Source organism: Mucilaginibacter inviolabilis (assembly GCF_011089895.1).
Classification (GTDB): Bacteria; Bacteroidota; Bacteroidia; order Sphingobacteriales; family Sphingobacteriaceae; genus Mucilaginibacter; species Mucilaginibacter inviolabilis.
Map to the genome: position 1 here is coordinate 2,887,755 of NZ_JAANAT010000001.1, position 16,750 is coordinate 2,904,504.

Annotated in this window: 14 protein-coding genes; 6 read left to right on the forward strand and 8 right to left on the reverse strand. The window is 41.5% G+C overall.

The annotated features are described in order from the left end of the window. The first annotated feature begins 21 nt into the window (after nucleotides 1-21). Nucleotides 22-1,890, forward strand: coding sequence for a tetratricopeptide repeat-containing sensor histidine kinase (locus G7092_RS11800; protein ID WP_166089459.1), 1,869 nt, complete (start codon nucleotides 22-24; stop codon nucleotides 1,888-1,890). Between the two features lie 334 nt (nucleotides 1,891-2,224). Here the strand turns inward: G7092_RS11800 and G7092_RS11805 are convergent, their stop codons facing one another. Beyond that, the gene (locus G7092_RS11805; RefSeq protein ID WP_166089461.1) at nucleotides 2,225-2,467 is read right to left on the reverse strand and encodes a hypothetical protein; all 243 of its coding nucleotides are present in this window, start codon (nucleotides 2,465-2,467) and stop codon (nucleotides 2,225-2,227) included. Between the two features lie 256 nt (nucleotides 2,468-2,723). Continuing rightward, the gene (locus G7092_RS11810) at nucleotides 2,724-3,671 is read right to left on the reverse strand and encodes a Smr/MutS family protein (RefSeq protein ID WP_166089464.1); all 948 of its coding nucleotides are present in this window, start codon (nucleotides 3,669-3,671) and stop codon (nucleotides 2,724-2,726) included. Nucleotides 3,672-3,815: 144 nt separating this feature from the next. On the opposite strand from G7092_RS11810, the gene G7092_RS11815 reads away from it, so the two are divergent. Together G7092_RS11815 and G7092_RS11820 are read left to right on the forward strand one after the other, a co-directional pair. Then, the gene (locus tag G7092_RS11815; RefSeq protein WP_166089466.1) at nucleotides 3,816-4,322 is read left to right on the forward strand and encodes a DUF892 family protein; all 507 of its coding nucleotides are present in this window, start codon (nucleotides 3,816-3,818) and stop codon (nucleotides 4,320-4,322) included. 372 nt (nucleotides 4,323-4,694) lie between these two features. After that, complete coding sequence (locus G7092_RS11820; protein WP_166089468.1) at nucleotides 4,695-6,572, forward strand: M1 family metallopeptidase; 1,878 nt, start codon at nucleotides 4,695-4,697, stop codon at nucleotides 6,570-6,572. Between the two features lie 70 nt (nucleotides 6,573-6,642). Here the strand turns inward: G7092_RS11820 and G7092_RS11825 are convergent, their stop codons facing one another. Together G7092_RS11825 and G7092_RS11830 are read right to left on the reverse strand one after the other, a co-directional pair. Beyond that, nucleotides 6,643-7,041, reverse strand: coding sequence for a YtxH domain-containing protein (locus tag G7092_RS11825; RefSeq protein WP_166089470.1), 399 nt, complete (start codon nucleotides 7,039-7,041; stop codon nucleotides 6,643-6,645). Between the two features lie 396 nt (nucleotides 7,042-7,437). After that, nucleotides 7,438-7,632 (reverse strand): cold-shock protein, encoded by a 195-nt coding sequence (locus G7092_RS11830; protein WP_166089472.1) that lies wholly within the window; start codon nucleotides 7,630-7,632, stop codon nucleotides 7,438-7,440. A gap of 200 nt (nucleotides 7,633-7,832) precedes the next feature. Here G7092_RS11830 and G7092_RS11835 point away from each other — a divergent pair, with 200 nt between their 5' ends. Next, a complete protein-coding gene (locus G7092_RS11835) occupies nucleotides 7,833-8,486 on the forward strand; it encodes an HAD family hydrolase (protein ID WP_166089474.1) in 654 nt (217 codons plus the stop codon). A 105-nt stretch (nucleotides 8,487-8,591) separates the two neighbouring features. On the opposite strand, the gene lysA is transcribed toward G7092_RS11835, so the two are convergent. Continuing rightward, nucleotides 8,592-9,782 (reverse strand): diaminopimelate decarboxylase, encoded by a 1,191-nt coding sequence (gene lysA, locus G7092_RS11840; RefSeq protein WP_166089488.1) that lies wholly within the window; start codon nucleotides 9,780-9,782, stop codon nucleotides 8,592-8,594. Nucleotides 9,783-9,867: 85 nt separating this feature from the next. After that, entirely contained in the window at nucleotides 9,868-11,178 is a 1,311-nt protein-coding gene (locus G7092_RS11845) for an aspartate kinase (RefSeq protein ID WP_166089490.1), read from the reverse strand. A gap of 144 nt (nucleotides 11,179-11,322) precedes the next feature. On the opposite strand from G7092_RS11845, the gene G7092_RS11850 reads away from it, so the two are divergent. Beyond that, nucleotides 11,323-11,673, forward strand: coding sequence for a DUF7957 family protein (locus tag G7092_RS11850; RefSeq protein ID WP_166089492.1), 351 nt, complete (start codon nucleotides 11,323-11,325; stop codon nucleotides 11,671-11,673). Nucleotides 11,674-11,719: 46 nt separating this feature from the next. Here G7092_RS11850 and G7092_RS11855 read toward each other — a convergent pair whose 3' ends face one another. Beyond that, nucleotides 11,720-12,991: a BamA/TamA family outer membrane protein gene (locus G7092_RS11855; RefSeq protein ID WP_166089494.1), complete on the reverse strand. Its 1,272-nt coding sequence runs from the start codon at nucleotides 12,989-12,991 to the stop codon at nucleotides 11,720-11,722. Nucleotides 12,992-13,206: 215 nt separating this feature from the next. Next, a complete protein-coding gene (locus G7092_RS11860) occupies nucleotides 13,207-14,667 on the reverse strand; it encodes a hypothetical protein (protein WP_166089495.1) in 1,461 nt (486 codons plus the stop codon). A gap of 106 nt (nucleotides 14,668-14,773) precedes the next feature. On the opposite strand from G7092_RS11860, the gene G7092_RS11865 reads away from it, so the two are divergent. Then, nucleotides 14,774-16,741 carry a phosphatidylinositol-specific phospholipase C domain-containing protein gene (locus G7092_RS11865; protein ID WP_166089497.1) on the forward strand — a complete coding sequence of 656 codons (1,968 nt, stop codon included), beginning with the start codon at nucleotides 14,774-14,776 and terminating at the stop codon, nucleotides 16,739-16,741. Nucleotides 16,742-16,750: the final 9 nt, after the last annotated feature.

Here is a 16,750-nt window from a genome sequence, read left to right on the forward strand (position 1 = left end):
TGGTTAACGAAATACCATTTCATGCAAAAACGCATAATTTGTTTTATACCGCTATTGTTTGCCGCTATCTGTAGTTATAGCCAGGTGCAGGATATTGCCAAAATTAAAAAAGAACTGCCCCATATTACAGATAGCATTAAATATGCCGATGCACTTAACCGTTTAGGGATATTAATGTATGAAAATAACCTCGACAGTACCTTTTATTATGCTAAACGTGCCCGGGCTATTTCCGAAAGATTAAAATACCGGCAGGGTATTGCCGATGCGTTGAACACATTGGGTATAGTTTATGACCTGAGGGGCAATCTTCAATTATCCCTGCGCTATTATAATGATGCTCATAATCATTATATGACCATACATGATTCATCAAATGTGGTGCAGACCCTTATGAATATAGGTCTTGTTTTCAGTGAAAATAATGAAGAAAAAAAGTCTGTAGAGATATTAAGAAAAGCCATAAGCCTGGGCGGCAAGCTAAAGAAGGATTCAATTATGTCACTTGTGCTTTGTGATTATTTGCTTTTATATCCTGATCGTATTCCTAAAGATTCTATTGCCATTTACCTGGCAAAAGCCAGACAGATAGCTACCAGATATAAAGACAACCGGTCGTTGCTGGTTACCGACCAGATACAGGCACAGTTATATTTAAAGAACAAACAACGCGAAAAAGGTATCCGCCTGCTGGAAGAAACAGCAGCTAAAGGTATAGCTATGGACCTGAATTATCTGAGCCTTGATATTATCCAATCCCTTGGCGACCTATACAACCCCGTTGATACGGCTAAAGCTATTGCGCGGTATAAACAGGGCCTTAATATTGCCGATGTAAAGGGCTATCATATGTATCAAAAAATATTTGGCAAGCACTTATATGATATATACATAGCCCGTAACAACCTGCCAGAGGTTCAATACTATGGTAAGAAACTACTCAAACTGTATGACGATGAAGAGCAATTCAACAACACCTCGGGTTTTGACTATATAGATTATGCCTTAAAAGATCAACAATTGGAGGCCATAACCATCCGCAGTAAAAACAGGCAAATAGTGGCTATTATACTAGGCGTGCTTTTTTTACTAACGGCAGTAACCGTGCTTTTTATTTATCGTTTATACCGCCTCAAGAAGAAACATACGGTAACGCTCGAAGCGCTCAACCGATCCGTATTATTACGTAATGAAAAACTGGAGATTGATCATGAATTTAACAACCGCCTGGTATCCATACTGGCGCATGATTTCAGACAACCGATAGGCACCCTGAAAACCCTGGCTACAGTTTTAAAAGATGCCGATTCATTTACCCGCGAAGAGCTGATGGAACTGGTAGACACCATGGAACACTCCTCCAGTATCTCGCTCGAAATATTCGAGAACATTTTACAATGGATCAAACAACAACTCTCTGGTTTTAGCTACGAGCCTAAGCCATTACGGCTCAGAGAACTGATTGATGAAGCCCTGCAACCCTTCAGCCTCATTAGCGAAGAATATCAGCTTAAATTTTTGAATAATGTAGGCAGCGATATCGTGATACATGCCGATAAAGAACTGGTACAATTTATCCACCGTAACTTTATACACAATGCTATCAAGTTTTCGCCCCGCTACTCTACCATTTCTATTTCTGCCACAACTCATTCTGGCGAAACCACACTTTGCGTATTGGACGAAGGCAAAGGTATCTCCTCAGAAAAAATGGAGTCGATATTCAACTTTAAGGTAGCCATGCACTATAACAACGAAAAAGAAAAAGGCGCTGGCGTAGCCCTGATGATCTGCAAAGATTTTATCGAAAAAATGAGCGGTCGTATCTGGGTTGAAAATGGCAGCCAGAAAGGCGCTGCGTTTTGCTACTCCCTGCCCGGTTTAAAATAGCCCTGTAAAACTTTTTAAACCTTAAATTTTAACACTTTTCTGCCCAAAAACGGGCCTAAAACCTCTTAAAATTGACTCAAAACCATTCATTTTAACACTTTTTAACAAATTTCAACGCGATTTTAACTTGTTTTGAAAAGTTTAAAAAGTATCAAATAATTGACGAGCAAATAACTACATACCAAGCAGTCGGTTTTGGGGTGATATTTTCCTTTAACAAAACAGCCCGCTTTTTCTTTTATCCAGAAAAGCGGGCTATGACTTGTATACAAATATACCGTTTTTTTGGGAATAAAAATTTCAAATTTCCCTTCAAAACATAAGATGAATATGATTATCCTGGATATGACGAAAGCACGCAGGATCCGACAGGCGGCTGAAGCGAACCATCCCTGTTATGGCAGTCTCCTACAGATGACATCACACACCAGCCCCTGGTACCATTTATCTGCGGGCAATCAGCATCGCTATTACATTGACTGGCACATGGATAATATCCTCCACCTGTAACTGTTTTCATTTGTTCTCTTGACAAAGCTCCTCCAATACTCAAGGCATTCAATTGCATTTTTTTCATAAAAAGTAAATAATTGGTTAAAAGATAAATTAGTTTATGAATTATTATACGATGTAAACGTTAATAAATAATATATTATTACAACTCAAAAATATATGCGAAAGCAAATTGCCTATTGATTGATAATATTTTATGGTGATATATAAATTTCAGCATCAATAAAAAAACCTCCGGTACTCACTCAAGCCAAGTGATTACCGGAGGTTTTATTTTACAAACTCAGAGCTCGAGATTATCGACTCCCGAACTCAAAACTTTACTTAAATATCACCTTGGTAGCGCCATAGCCAAATTTTTCTTTACGGGCATCCATAAAGGTTTGTACTTTGGGGTGCTTGCCCAGGGCCTTGTGCAGTTCGTTACGCAATACGCCGTTTCCGGCACCGTGAATAAATACCATATCGGGCAGCTGGTGTACAATGGCTGCATCCAGCGTTCTATGAAAGTGTGCCAGTTGTATGTTCAGCATTTCGCTGTTCTGTAAAAACTGGTAATCATCGCGCAGTTTTTCGATGTGCAAATCAACCTCATTGGATGGCTTGTCCAATACTACTTTTTCTTCCGGCGATTTAAAAAAGCTTTCCTTTAATTTTTGCGCGTCAATCACCATTTCCGGTTCATCCAGGCGAATGAGCCAGCCCGTATCTTTTAACAAAGGAATCTGCTTTTTGGTGGTCGAAAAATCCTTGGCTTTAAATTTTTCGCGTACTACCAGAGGTGCAGGAGGTTCTATATTCTGCTTGGTGCTGTAAACCACATTAAAAATAAACGTAGGCCACAACTGCAAATCGGCCAGTTGAGCCGAGTAGATCTTCACAGCCGATCCCGGCGCTACTACTTCGGCAAACTCGCCTTTAAACACCTGTTGTTTTTCGGTAGTAAGCGCCGCCAGTAATTGAAACGAGGTAGTATTTACCAAATGAAAATGCACTACTGAATTAGCCTTAGCATCGGCAACCACGCCCAGGTAAATACCTTTTTTTTCAAATTCGCCGGCAAATACCGGTGTTTCATTATCTATTGTGGCTTTTTTTGCGCCGGCAGGTTCATAACCATGTACCGAGGTCACCTTGCTGGCCAGTACGGGTATCTCAAACTCATCCTCGCCGGTAACCCCTATCATCTGATCATCAATTATACGGGTAACAAAACCCTCCATCTTTTCGTCAACAAAGCGCACAAAGTCGCCCAATTTATATTTCATAGCTGTATGTGTCTGGGCGCAAAGTTACTTTATATCTCCAATTGGATATATAAATAAAACAATGCGGGTTAATATTGCATTAGCCTAAACAATTTGGCATTTTTATAGTTGAATACCGCAGCACTTAATTTCATCATTCACGTCATGGATAATTTGAACACCGAACCTTTAGATCCGCAATTGTTAAAACAGGTATTTGTACATAACCTTAACCGGATATATTTTGGCAAACGCTATTTGAACACCAACCTTGCCCATTTAATAAAACAGGCATCATTTACTGCTCTGCAGCAGGCTATACAGGAATTTTGGGATGACGTAAAAAAGCAGATAGCCCGGATGGATGAGATTTATAAACTAATCAACGAGACACCATCCGACAAAAATTGTAACCCCATCAAATCAATCATCAGGGATGAGTTTTGTTTAGATGAAAAACAGGCCATGTCTATCCTGGGCGATATGGACCTCATCATGTACCTGCAATTACTGGAGCATATCAACATTACCTCGTGCCGTATGCTCATCATGGTAGCCAAACTGTTAAAATATGATGATGCCAAACAGTTACTTACCGAATGTTTTGATGAATCTATTGATAACGACCAGCTTTTTATGCTGATATCAAAGGAATATCTTACAGAAAGCTAACAGGAGGCTGAAGGCCAAAAATTTAAAAATTGCTTTAACTAATTTACCAGGAATAAAATTCTTTTCTCAGTTTAATCCTATAACCTCTATGAGTTAGGTCATATAAAAAAAGCCATCCGCTTTAGCGCGGATGGCTTAAATATTAGTTATTTAATACCCCTATTAAAATAACTTAAGCAAAGTAAAAAAATATATCCCACCTACGCAACCGATTTCGTGTGAAATTCACCTTTGTTACAAATTTGTTACGAAATCATAAAATTGACTAGCCGCGACTTTCCGGGTTACGAAAACCTGCATGTTAAATTCATGATAATCGCTTATTAATTATCAATTGATTTACATTAATTTGCATTTGAATTAACTAAAAACATGATCAAATCTATAATTCTATCAGCCTTTGCCTGCCTGATGCTGGCACAGGTACAGGCTCAGGATTTGTATATGCCACGGGATATACAACATGCCTTCAAAAACGGAACCCGCTCTGCCGATGGCAAACCCGGAAAAAACTACTGGCAAAACTATGGCCGGTATAACATCACCATCACAGCCCTGCCTCCCAGCAGAGACATTAAGGGTACTGAGCAAATCACTTACATCAATAACAGTCCGGATACCTTGAAATCGCTTAATATGAAGCTCATATTAAACATTCACAAACCCGGTGCGGCCCGTATGGGTAATGCTCAGCCCGATTATTTAACCCCGGGCATACAGATTGACACTTTCCTGATCAACGGTAAAGCTAAAAAGATAAACAATGCCATAGCTTCAACCAACCAAATGGTGGGTTTACTAAAACCACTCATGCCGCATGATTCGGTTAATCTGCATATTGCCTGGCATTTCGAGATTTCTAAAGAGAGCGGTCGTGAAGGGATGATCGATTCTACCACCTATTACCTGGCTTATTTCTATCCACGGGTATCTGTTTATGACGATTATAACGGCTGGGACAGACTTCCGTTTTTAGATGCCCAGGAATTTTATAACGATTTTAACGACTATACCCTGCAGGTAAAAGCCCCCAAAAACTATATAGTTTGGGCCACAGGAACCCTGCAAAACCCCAACCAGGTGCTGCAGCCCAAATATGCCAGGCGTTTACAGGCATCCATGACCAGCGACTCCACCATCCACGTAGCTACAGCCGCCGACCTGGCCTCAAAAAATATTACTACCCAGAATGATGTGAATACCTGGATATGGAAAGCAAATGACATCAGCGATATGGCCGTAGGCATCAGCGATCATTACGTTTGGGATGCAGCCAGCACCATTGTTGATGATGCTACCCAACGCAGGGCCAGCATGCAGGCCGCGTTTTTAGATAATGCCGAAGATTTTCATCATGCCGTTCAAAATGGCCGTAACTCCTTAAGCTGGTTATCACACAACTGGCCGGGTGTACCTTATCCGTTCCCTAAAATGACCTCTTTTCAGGGTTTTGCCGATATGGAATACCCGATGATGGTGAACGACAGCCATAACGCCGATATCTACTTCTCCCAATTTGTACAGGACCACGAGATAGCGCATACCTATTTTCCTTTTTACATGGGTATTAATGAAAGTCGTTACGCCTTTATGGATGAAGGCTGGGCCACCACGTTTGAACGCTTGATAGGTGCTGCCGAAGTTGGCCAGGAAAAAGCCGACGCGCTGTATAAGAGCTTTCGGGTTGAAAGATGGATAGGTGACGCGTCAACAGCCGAGGATCTGCCGGTAATAACCCCGTCGAGCGAGTTAAGAGGTGGTTACGGCAATAATTCCTATGGCAAACCATCATTAAGTTATTTCGCGTTGAAAGATATGCTGGGCGATGCCTTGTTCAAAAAGGCCCTGCATGGCTATATGGATCGCTGGCATGGCAAACACCCTATCCCATGGGATTATTTTAATTCTATGAGCAGTGTATCGGGCCGTAACCTCAACTGGTTCTTTAACAACTGGTTCTTCACCAATTATTATATCGACCTGGCGTTGCAAAACATCAGCAAAACAAACGGCGGCTACACTGCATCCATCAAAAACATCGGCGGTTTTGCAGTTCCCTTTGATGTGAAGGTGACCTATACCGACGGAACCACCGAAAGCATACACCAAACACCCGGCGTTTGGGAGAAAAATCAAAAACAGATCAGTGTGAACATCAAAACTAACAAGACCATTCAGTCGGCCGAGCTGGATGGCGGCATATTTATGGATGCCGATGTAAGTAACAATAAATTCACCGTTAAAAAATAAAATGATAACGTATTACAACAAAAAAGCCCGGCAAATGCCGGGCTTTTTTGTTGTATAGTAGTCCTAAAAATTATGCGCCCTGTACAGAATCGTTCCAGTTGTCGGCAGTATCTTTTACTTTTGATTTAGCCTCATTTATAGCATCTTCACCTGCATCTTTTGCCTTACCAGCTACATCATGAACTTTTGATTTTACGGCGTCAACCACATGTTCGCCTCTCTCACGCAAATCGCTAACAGTACCGCTAAATCTTGATTTTGCTTTGTCAACGGCATTGCTACCGTATTCTTTAATATCATGAGCGGTTGATTGCGCTTTGTTTTTAGCGGCACCAACCAGATCATTGATATAATCGGCAATGTCTTCACGTAAATCGTCGCCCTTTTCAGGAGCTAACAATAAACCTACTGCGGCACCGGCTGCCGCGCCAATTAAAAGTGCTGCTATAATTTTTGCTTGATCTTTCATGTTCAATTTTTTAGTTAGATGATTTAATCTGCATAGATGTAAACAACAACAATGCCAGTTTTATTTGGAGATGGAAGGATTTTTGGAACAAGAATGTCCTGCGAATCGACTCACCCTGTTATTGCTGCAGCAGAAAGGGGAGATTTTTAGATAGCAAATTAAACCATGTCATTGCGAGGTACGAAGCAATCTCCTCGCGTTCTCGTCGATAAGAATAGCTACGAGATTATTAATGTTGTGTTTATTTTTAACGGTATTAATGAGCTCCCTCCGGTCGGTTGTCTTCGTGCCTCGCAATGACATAATGGAATCAAGGGAACTCCACATCCATTTTATGAGCCAAAAAAAAAGGCATCCACTAAGTGGATGCCTGTATGCTTAATGGTTATATTATAATTAAATAACTTTTACATTTACCGCATTTAAACCTTTTCTTCCGTTCTCTACTTCAAACTCTACTTTATCATTTTCACGGATTTCATCGATCAGGCCTGTTGAATGAACAAAGATGTCTTGACCACCACCTGTTGGTGTAATAAAACCAAAACCTTTTGTTTCATTGAAAAATTTTACTGTTCCTTCTTTTTGCATTATTTTATTTATTAAAGGCCGCAAGGTACAACAATATTTTATAAACCCAAGTCGGCAAGCCGAAATCACCATTACCACAATTAGCTAAATACCTTATTTACAGCCCATAATACCATATAAAAAAATTATCGGGTGATGCATGATCCCTCATGCGGCTTAATTTTCAAAATAGGTATGTTTGCCAAAAAAAATTCACGTACATGAAAGCCTTTATTTTTGACCTTAACGGGACTATGATCAATGACATGCCCTACCATACCAAAGCCTGGCAAACCTTATTAAATGACCAGCTGGGTGGCAGTTTTACCTGGGACGAAGTAAAGCAGCAGATGTATGGTAAAAACCCCGAAGTACTGGTACGGATGTTTGGCCCCGACCGGTTCACGTTGGAGGAGATGAACAAATTATCCTACGAGAAAGAGGAAAAATATCAACAGGAATTTTTACCGTACCTGGCCTTATTGCCTGGCTTGCCGGAGTTTTTAGAGGCTGCTTATCAACAAGGTATCCCCATGGCTATAGGCTCGGCGGCTATTCCTTTTAATATTGATTTTGTGTTGGATAATCTGAACATCAGGCACTATTTTAAGGCCATTGTAAGCGCCGATGATGTATTGCTTAGCAAACCCCATCCCGAAACATTTTTAAAAGCTGCCGCGTTGCTGAATACCAACCCTACCGACTGCACCGTATTTGAAGATGTACCCAAAGGCGCCGAAGCGGCCGCCAATGCCGGTATGAATGCCGTTGTGATCACCACTACTCATGAACCGCATGAATTTGAGAAGCTATCCAACGTACTGCATTTCGCAAGCGATTTTACCGATGGATATTTTAAGGAATTGTTGGGGTAAAATATAAAAGGCTGTCATGCTGAGTTTGTCGAAGCATGGTGGGCAGGCCTCTGCGCACGCCCTTCGACAGGCTCAGGGTGACAGCCCCTGTTTTAATTCAGATATTTACTCCGAGTATATACTCCCTACTCTATCGCGCAGGTTATAGCCCGATGCCATTACTTCGCCGTAAGCGCCGGCTGTACGTATAGCGATCAGGTCACCGCGGAATGATTCGGGGAACTCCACATCTTTCTGAAAACAATCGGTGCTTTCGCAGATAGGGCCAACTATATCGTATTTTATGTTGTCAATGGTGAGTGGTGAATGGTGAGTTTTTTCTTGACTCCTGACTCTTGACTCTTGACTCAAATTTTCTATCTGGTGATAAGCCTGGTAAAGCATAGGACGCATGAGTTCGGTCATACCGGCGTCCAGTATCAGGAAGTTTTTCTTCTGACCATTTTTTACATACAACACCCTGGATATGAGCGATGCACTTTGAGCTACCAGGGCACGACCTAATTCAAAATGTACTTCCTGACCTGGTTTTACATTCAGGAAATTTTTGAATACCTGGAAATAGTTTTCAAAATCGGCAATGTTGCCATCGGGGTTGTAGTAATCCACACCCAAACCTCCACCGGCATTAAGCACCTTAACGGGGAAGCCGTGATCTTCGAACCAATCCTGCATTTCGTTGATGCGGGTGCACAGGTTTTTATATACTTCCAGATCAGTAATTTGTGAGCCAACATGGAAATGGATACCTAAAAATTCCAGGTTTTTACATTGACGCAAAGCGGTAGCTACGTCGGGCAGTTGCCATATATTGATACCGAATTTATTCTCGTCAAGACCGGTGGTAATAAAGTGATGGGTATGCGCATCCACATTAGGGTTGATGCGGATAGCTACCTTGGCCTTTTTACCTTTGGCTGCAGCCAGTCCATCTATAATATTCAACTCCTGTACCGACTCTACATTGAAGCAAAAAATATCAGTATCTAAACCAAGGTTTATCTCCTTGTCAGATTTACCAACACCGGCAAACACAATTTTGCCTTTGTCAAAACCACGGTCAATAGCCGCCCTTACTTCGTTACCGCTCACGCAATCGGCACCAAAACCAAAGGATTGGATCATTTCCAGCACTCTCGGATTAAAGTTGGCCTTCAGCGCATAATGCACATGAAAGCCATGCTTAGCCGAAGCATCACGAGCAGCAGTAAGCGTTTGGCGCAATACCTCCAGATCGTAGTAATAGAATGGGGTATCTAAATCATTAAAGCGATTTATTGTATCTGTATTGAACATTATTTTAAGTCAAAAATCAAAATTAAAAAGTCAAAAATGTTATGCGAAGAAGCTAAATCCGAAATCGAAACTCCGAATTCCGAAATCAAAACAACCTGTTATGCAGGCTCCTCAGCGTTTCTATCTTATCTTCGGTTTTTACCAGTAACGACAGATTATGGTCGCTGCCGCCGTATGATATCATCCTTAGTGGGATATGCTTTACGGCTTCCAGCACCCTGGCCGCATAACCATGCTTTTCGGCACCAAAATCGCCTACCACGCAAATGATAGTATGATTTACATCCAACTCTACGGAACCAAAAGCATTCAATTCAGTAGTAATATCGCCCAGGTAAGTGGTATCGTCGATGGTTAGGGATACCGCCACTTCCGAAGTGGTGATCATATCAATAGAAGTTTTATAACGCTCAAATACCTCGAACACCTTACGCAAAAAACCATGTGCCAGCAGCATCCGGCTTGACTGGATCTTGATGGCCGTAATACCATCCTTGGCGGCGATGGATTTGATTTTATCCTTTTCGCTGGTGTTAGTAATAAGCGTACCCTGTGCCTTGGGATCCATGGTATTGAGTAAACGTACCGGGATCTTATATTTTTGTGCCGGGAACACGCTCTGAGGGTGCAATATCTTAGCACCGAAGTAAGCCAGCTCGGCAGCCTCATCAAATGACAGCTGGGCAATGGGCTGCGTACCTTTCACAATACGCGGGTCGTTGTTGTGCATACCGTCGATGTCTGTCCAGATCTGTACCTCTTCGCTGCGGATACCTGCACCTATTAGAGATGCGGTATAATCGCTGCCACCACGACGCAGATTATCTACTTCGCCAAAGGCATTGCGACAAATAAAGCCCTGGGTGATGAACAGGTTTACTTCGGGATGCTTATCCAGCAGTGGGGTTAGTTTTTCGGTGATATGGTCAACAACCGGTTCGTTATCCTCGTCAATCTTCATAAAATCAAGCGCAGGTAACAGTACCGATGGCACGCCGATCTGTTTCAGATAAACATGGTACAATGTAGTCGATAGCAATTCGCCTTGCGCCAGGATAATCTTATCTTCAATAGTAGTAAACAGATCATTGGCCAGGTTGCTGAGCACCGAGAAATGGTAGTCGATAACCTCTTTACCTTGTTTTAAAAATTTGTCATCAGTAAATAGTTCCTTGATAAACAGTTCGTACTTGTCCTTCAGCAGCTTAATAAGGGTAATGGCCTTTTGCTTATCACCGGTGAGATAAGCTTGTCCAATTTCAACCAGGCTATTGGTGGTGCCTGATACTGCCGAAAGCACAACGATCTGCCTTTCGGAGGGGTTAATGATGTCGAGCAGATTTTTCATACGCGCGGGGCTACCCACCGATGTTCCGCCAAATTTTAAAACTTTCATTTTTTAGCTTGTATATTCCATTGCATACCGGGCAAAAACAAGCACCGGTATTTGAGGCGCTAAAAATAAGATTTTAAAATGCTTATAGCTTATATCAGGTCAAATTAAATGTTTTGGTAAAAACCAATTATATTTAGCTATAGTATGGATATAGAAAATCACCAGGTAGATCAAAAGAAGATAATCCTTGAAAAAGGGAATATAGTTGAATTTGATTTTCCTATAAAAGAAACTTTAGCATTTGACGGCAAAATAATAGTTCTTTTAGATATTTTGGAAAACATCCGATACAACAAAAATGTATTTGCTATAGATTTTGATGGTAAAATTTTGTGGCAAATTGCCAAAACGGAAAACCTTGATATGATTGGATACTGCCCCTTTATAAGTATTGAAATAGAGAATTTAAAATTAGTTTCGTTTAACTGGTGCGGTTTTAAATTTACAGTAGATGCTAAAACTGGATATGTAACAGAAAGAATATTTACAAAGTAGGTAGCCACGACTTTAAGAATTCATACTATTCCAACTTCAGACTCTCTTAAAACGCCTCATTCAAACCCAAAAAGAAGCCTTTGGAACCATATTTACCCCAGGCATAGTCCAGACACAGATTGGTGCGCGTAGCCTTGTTAAACAATACCCGTAAGCCGCCGCCGCCACCGGGCTGCCATACCTGGAACAATTTGGTACCCAACTCGTCATTGGCAGTTTGCACATTGAAGAAGGTAACCCCGCTTACAAAGCCATTCCGGAGTATCGGGAAACGGTATTCTACCTCGGAATAATTATATTGGGTTCCTTTGAAATAAGTAGAGGTATACCCCCTGCCGCTGCGGAAACTGCCATCACGTGCGGTGCCCGGAAGTTCCAGGTAAGGCAATGTGCCGCCAAGTAAATACGAGCCCCAGTTCCAGAACGCGATCACGTGCTCTGGGTGACTTTCAGACAGGCTAAAGTATTTCCTAAAATCGGTAGTAAACTGTACCGCGCTTTTGGTACTGCCCATCCAGGTTTGGTTAACACGGAAACCGGCATCTACATAAATACCCTTGTATGCCCGGTTCTGGTTATCACGGGTGGTATACTGCACGTTAAAAAGCAATCCATTTGCGGAGTAATGATCCTGCGGAAGCCCGTGTTGTTCGTTGTAAATGCGGGATGGGGTTAGTTTATTGGTGGTATCCTTGGCTTCAATGTTTCGTCTGATATCAAAGGATACACCTGCGCCTACAAAAAGGCCTTTTTGTATTTCTTTATAAGCCTTCTCCCTGAAATTAAAATAAAGCGATTTAAGTGTGTATACTTTACGCTGCGGATCGGCCAGTATTTTATCGGCCTCGCTGCCCTCTACATTTTGTCGGCCAATGCCCAGGCCAAAATCTGGCGTAACGGTTTTAGCAGCAACCAGGCTGCCCTGAAAATTCCATTTATTGCCTGGGGTGTACACGTTATGGTTTACATAAAAATAAATGATACCCTTAGTAGTGATGGAGGCCGATGTGGCCGCTACAGACAACAACGTATTTGGGTCATTCCCTAATTTACGGCCTGCTACGGCTTTGATACCAATCTGGGAACCGATAGTAGGGTTTGCTGCTACATTGGGAATAACAGTGATACCTGATGATTTTTTCAGTACAGAATCGGGCTTTTTATGCGGATGAAGAATAGCATGTGCCAGATCGCCCACATCATATTGCTTGGATAACGCCGCTGCTTCTTTTTTTTTGATGAGCGCAGCGCTTTTCCGTAAAGAATCTTTCTTTAAAGAATCAGTGTTAACTGCCTGACCGTGGGCAAAATCGGGCATACCGGCCCATAATATCAATAGTAAAATATTAAATGCTAAATAAAATCTTCGATTTGTTATATGTTGTGTTTCCAGGATGTTAAATATTTAATTTTCAATTACTAATAAATCTATTATGATTAGGTAAGTCCATTTTTAAACCCTGCAATGCTCAAAATGTTTGGTAATTAAATTATACAAAATGGTTACAGCCCTCATAATGCCAGGCCCATATGCTACAAATTATGAATATAAGTTAATAGTAAACCTGCCGAAAAATGCGAAGCATGGGTATCCACAGGATTTCCCGATAGGAAATTACTTTCATTAGGATTATCAAAATTGATATCCTGTAAATATTTATTGGTGGTGCCATATGCCAATAACAGCCCGGCCCTGAAATTAAACTTTCGCCGTTTAAGGTTAGCGCCCAACTGGCAATGATAAATATTGTAATAAGCGATGTTGCTGGACGAGCCATTTTCATCTTTATACAAATCATTATTGGCATAATTAAAATCGGTGTGTAAGGATACAAAACCGGTTACATCAGGTCGTATTAAATAGCTTGCCCCAACCCCAAAGTTAATAACGGATCTCCTTACATCTTTGAGCCGAAGATCTGATTTAGCAGAAACTTTGATCGGCACCTGACCCTTTACAGCGTCAACATCCCGCGGAGTTATAATATTATATTCGTTCACTTTGGCAAAATATTCGGTAGCAAAATATAGTTGTCCTTTTTCATAATCATAGGCATAGCCAAAACCAATGCTTAAGGGCATTTTATAAATAGCCTTTAGTCTCTGCTGCCTGGAATTGATCAAAAAGTTGATGGTATCCCTACCGGCCGGATGCTCCGGGTCATCACCGGTTATGATCAGGTTATTCACTGCATTATCGCTCAAAATGTTTGCCCTGCTGGCTATATGCAACAGGGGTGATGTGATAGTAAGACCAAAATGGTTTCGGTCATCATCATAAGCCAGGCCGGTTTTAAACCTCAAACCTATATGATAATAGGAAGCCAGGTATGATTCTTCAGACGAGCTTAAAGGCAAAAAACCTGTATTGGTAGTTACATTGATCAACGCTCTTGAGCTGGCGTCATAATCACCGGTCTGTTTACGCAGCTGCCCCTCGGCCGATAAGCCCAGGGCCCAATGATCGGCTATTTTAAAACCTCCGCTTATAATACCGGTAGTTTCATTTATAGTGCTCTGTTTTTTAACCTGCCCCAAAAAAGACTCATCGCCAGGACTGTACGAATCATCAAGCACATTAAACTTGGCATCGCGCTGCTGCGTTACCTGGTAATTCATCACCGGGTTATGGATAAGGGCATATCCTAATGTAAAAGGCTTTTTCCCCTGGAGTGAAATAGTTGCAGAAACTATTTGCGGAATGATGGCAGCCGAACTTGAATTAAGATTGAGCCCGGTCCCGGCGCCATTTTTTACCCTGATATTGCTATATTGATAAATTGACCCGCTGATGGATGCCGTAGTTTTATTGCTATAGGCCAACAAAGCAGGATTCAGAAACATCACCCCACTATCGCGGTTAAAAGCGATTACGGCACCCGGTGTTAAGAAACCGGCAGGATTATAACTTGATGACCAATAATTGGCATCCTGAGCCTTAACTCCCTGAAAAAAAAGCAATAAGCAGAAAAAAGCAATAAAGGTTTTTAGCATCGGGGTATTTGTTTGCCGTAAAATTATTATAAATTCAACCTAAGGGGAAAATATTGGCAGCTATTGTTAAACTATTTTGCCCTTGCAGTTCGTTTAAAGGTTTCTTATGAAGTTTGTAACGCTTACCTTAACACTATTTTGTTTTACCGTTTTTGCACGAGCTCAAAACCTGAGCTTTAGTCAGCCTGTTAATTTTTTACCCGCCGCCCGTACCGATAAGGCTATTGATATTACCAGTTTTAAAGGCAATTATTTTGTTACCTGGAAAGAAGCCGGCCCAACCGGCAGTATCCACGTATGTTATGTAGGCAAACATCACGATATCCGGCTTTTAGCAAAAGACGCCACATCCGGTATCGAAAAGAGTGCCTTTGCACCAGTTTTAAGAGTGACTAATAATCATATCTACGTTTTATGGCTGGGTACCGACGGCTCGTTAAAATATATGATCAATAATAGCGATACTACATTCAATACGCAATTTATTGGTACCGTGAATTTTGAAAATTCACCTAAATTACGATCAGGTATTACGGCAACAGTGGTCAACGGGCGCATCATGATCGCCTCGCATGCGGCTAACAAAAACGATATGGTTGTAGCCTTTATTGATGCTGATGATAATGGGATACTTAAACCGGCTGTATTACAAACCGTACCCAATAAAAAAAGCGCTGAGTACCCTTTTATAGTCACCCTATCCAACAACACGGTAAGGCTGTGTTATTATAACGACCAGGGAATCTACTATACCGATCTGAATACTGATACCCAAACCTGGACGGACCAGTCGCCTGTATCCGGCTCAAAAACCAAGGTATCGCCGGCTATTTATCATCCGTTTAATACTACCCGTTTGTTTTATATCTGGAAGGACACTAAAAAGGACAATAATGTATATTATGCAACCGGCGAAGAACAGGCCAGATCATTAACAGGGCACTCCTTACCTAATTATTTCAAAACAGCCTACCCTGTTGCCGTTTGTAAGGTAGATGATAAAAAATTTGCCATGGCTTTTATTGGCGCCGATCAGAAGTTGTACCTCAGCTTTTTCACCACTTACAACCCGACCCGGTGGATGGAAGATACGCTTTTCCCCACCAAAGGCGAGTTAACGCTTAAAGATATCGTGATCCCCGGCTCGCACGATGCGGGCATGTCGGCATTAAACGGTACCGGTGGCAAACAGGCTGGTTCTATCAATAACTGCAATACACTTACACAAAAATTAAATATAGGCCAACAGCTTAACGCCGGCATCCGGATGTTTGATTTGCGGGTGGGATCATTTAAAAACAGCATTTATACCAAACACAGCTCATCTGATTGTATGGCAGAAGCTATGGGCGGCGGTTATGGCGAGCGTTTTAAAGATATAATTGACTCTGTTAAAAACTTCCTTGCTCGGAACAAAAAGGAGTTCGTTATTTTAACTTTTAGTCATTTTTGCCCGAAAGAAGCCTCTACAGATGAAGTGGCCGATTACATTTTCAGCACACTGGGTAAGGAGCATATCTTTAATAACCAATCCAAAAGTATCGATCAGATTAAACTGAACCAACTGGCAGGCAAGGTGATCGTAACCTTTGAACAATATGCCAGTGCCGATAAACTGATCGACTCCAACTCCATGGCCGATAAAAGCAAAACCTTCCTGAACATCCGCAGGGCTTACGCGGCTACCAACCAGATCAATAAACTACTGAACAAAGAGGAGCTGTTTTTTAACTCGATAATAAGTGGTGTCAATAAAAATGATCTGATACGCCTCGACTGGCAGCTTACCCAAAGCAGTGACGAGGCGGCACTGGTATGCAACGATTTTCAGAATGAGAATGTGGACCCTGTAATTAATGGCCTGATGCTGCTCACCAATGTAATCAAGAAAAATAAGAGTATCATTGACATGGCCACGGGCGGCAACAAATACCTGCCGGCAAAAGTTAATGGCTGGATAGGTACGGGTACCATCAACAAAAATAACAAACCCAATATTTTATACGTCGATGTAGCAGGCCCCTGGATTACTGATTATTGTATTGAATTGAATGGGATGGCGATTTATAACTAAGAAAGAAAA

Excerpts from the sequence above, each read along its gene's own strand:
- G7092_RS11810 (WP_166089464.1), bottom strand. The coding sequence starts at position 3,671 with ATGAAATATAAATTGGGCGACTTTGTGCGCTTTGTTGACGAAAAGATG.
- G7092_RS11830 (WP_166089472.1), bottom strand. The coding sequence starts at position 7,632 with ATGCAAAAAGAAGGAACAGTAAAATTTTTCAATGAAACAAAAGGTTTT.
- G7092_RS11815 (WP_166089466.1), top strand. The coding sequence starts at position 3,816 with ATGGATAATTTGAACACCGAACCTTTAGATCCGCAATTGTTAAAACAG.
- G7092_RS11850 (WP_166089492.1), top strand. The coding sequence starts at position 11,323 with ATGGATATAGAAAATCACCAGGTAGATCAAAAGAAGATAATCCTTGAA.
- G7092_RS11860 (WP_166089495.1), bottom strand. The coding sequence starts at position 14,667 with ATGCTAAAAACCTTTATTGCTTTTTTCTGCTTATTGCTTTTTTTTCAG.
- G7092_RS11855 (WP_166089494.1), bottom strand. The coding sequence starts at position 12,991 with ATGCCCGATTTTGCCCACGGTCAGGCAGTTAACACTGATTCTTTAAAG.
- lysA (WP_166089488.1), bottom strand. The coding sequence starts at position 9,782 with ATGTTCAATACAGATACAATAAATCGCTTTAATGATTTAGATACCCCA.
- G7092_RS11800 (WP_166089459.1), top strand. The coding sequence starts at position 22 with ATGCAAAAACGCATAATTTGTTTTATACCGCTATTGTTTGCCGCTATC.
- G7092_RS11845 (WP_166089490.1), bottom strand. The coding sequence starts at position 11,178 with ATGAAAGTTTTAAAATTTGGCGGAACATCGGTGGGTAGCCCCGCGCGT.
- G7092_RS11820 (WP_166089468.1), top strand. The coding sequence starts at position 4,695 with ATGATCAAATCTATAATTCTATCAGCCTTTGCCTGCCTGATGCTGGCA.
- G7092_RS11835 (WP_166089474.1), top strand. The coding sequence starts at position 7,833 with ATGAAAGCCTTTATTTTTGACCTTAACGGGACTATGATCAATGACATG.
- G7092_RS11825 (WP_166089470.1), bottom strand. The coding sequence starts at position 7,041 with ATGAAAGATCAAGCAAAAATTATAGCAGCACTTTTAATTGGCGCGGCA.
- G7092_RS11805 (WP_166089461.1), bottom strand. The coding sequence starts at position 2,467 with ATGAAAAAAATGCAATTGAATGCCTTGAGTATTGGAGGAGCTTTGTCA.
- G7092_RS11865 (WP_166089497.1), top strand. The coding sequence starts at position 14,774 with ATGAAGTTTGTAACGCTTACCTTAACACTATTTTGTTTTACCGTTTTT.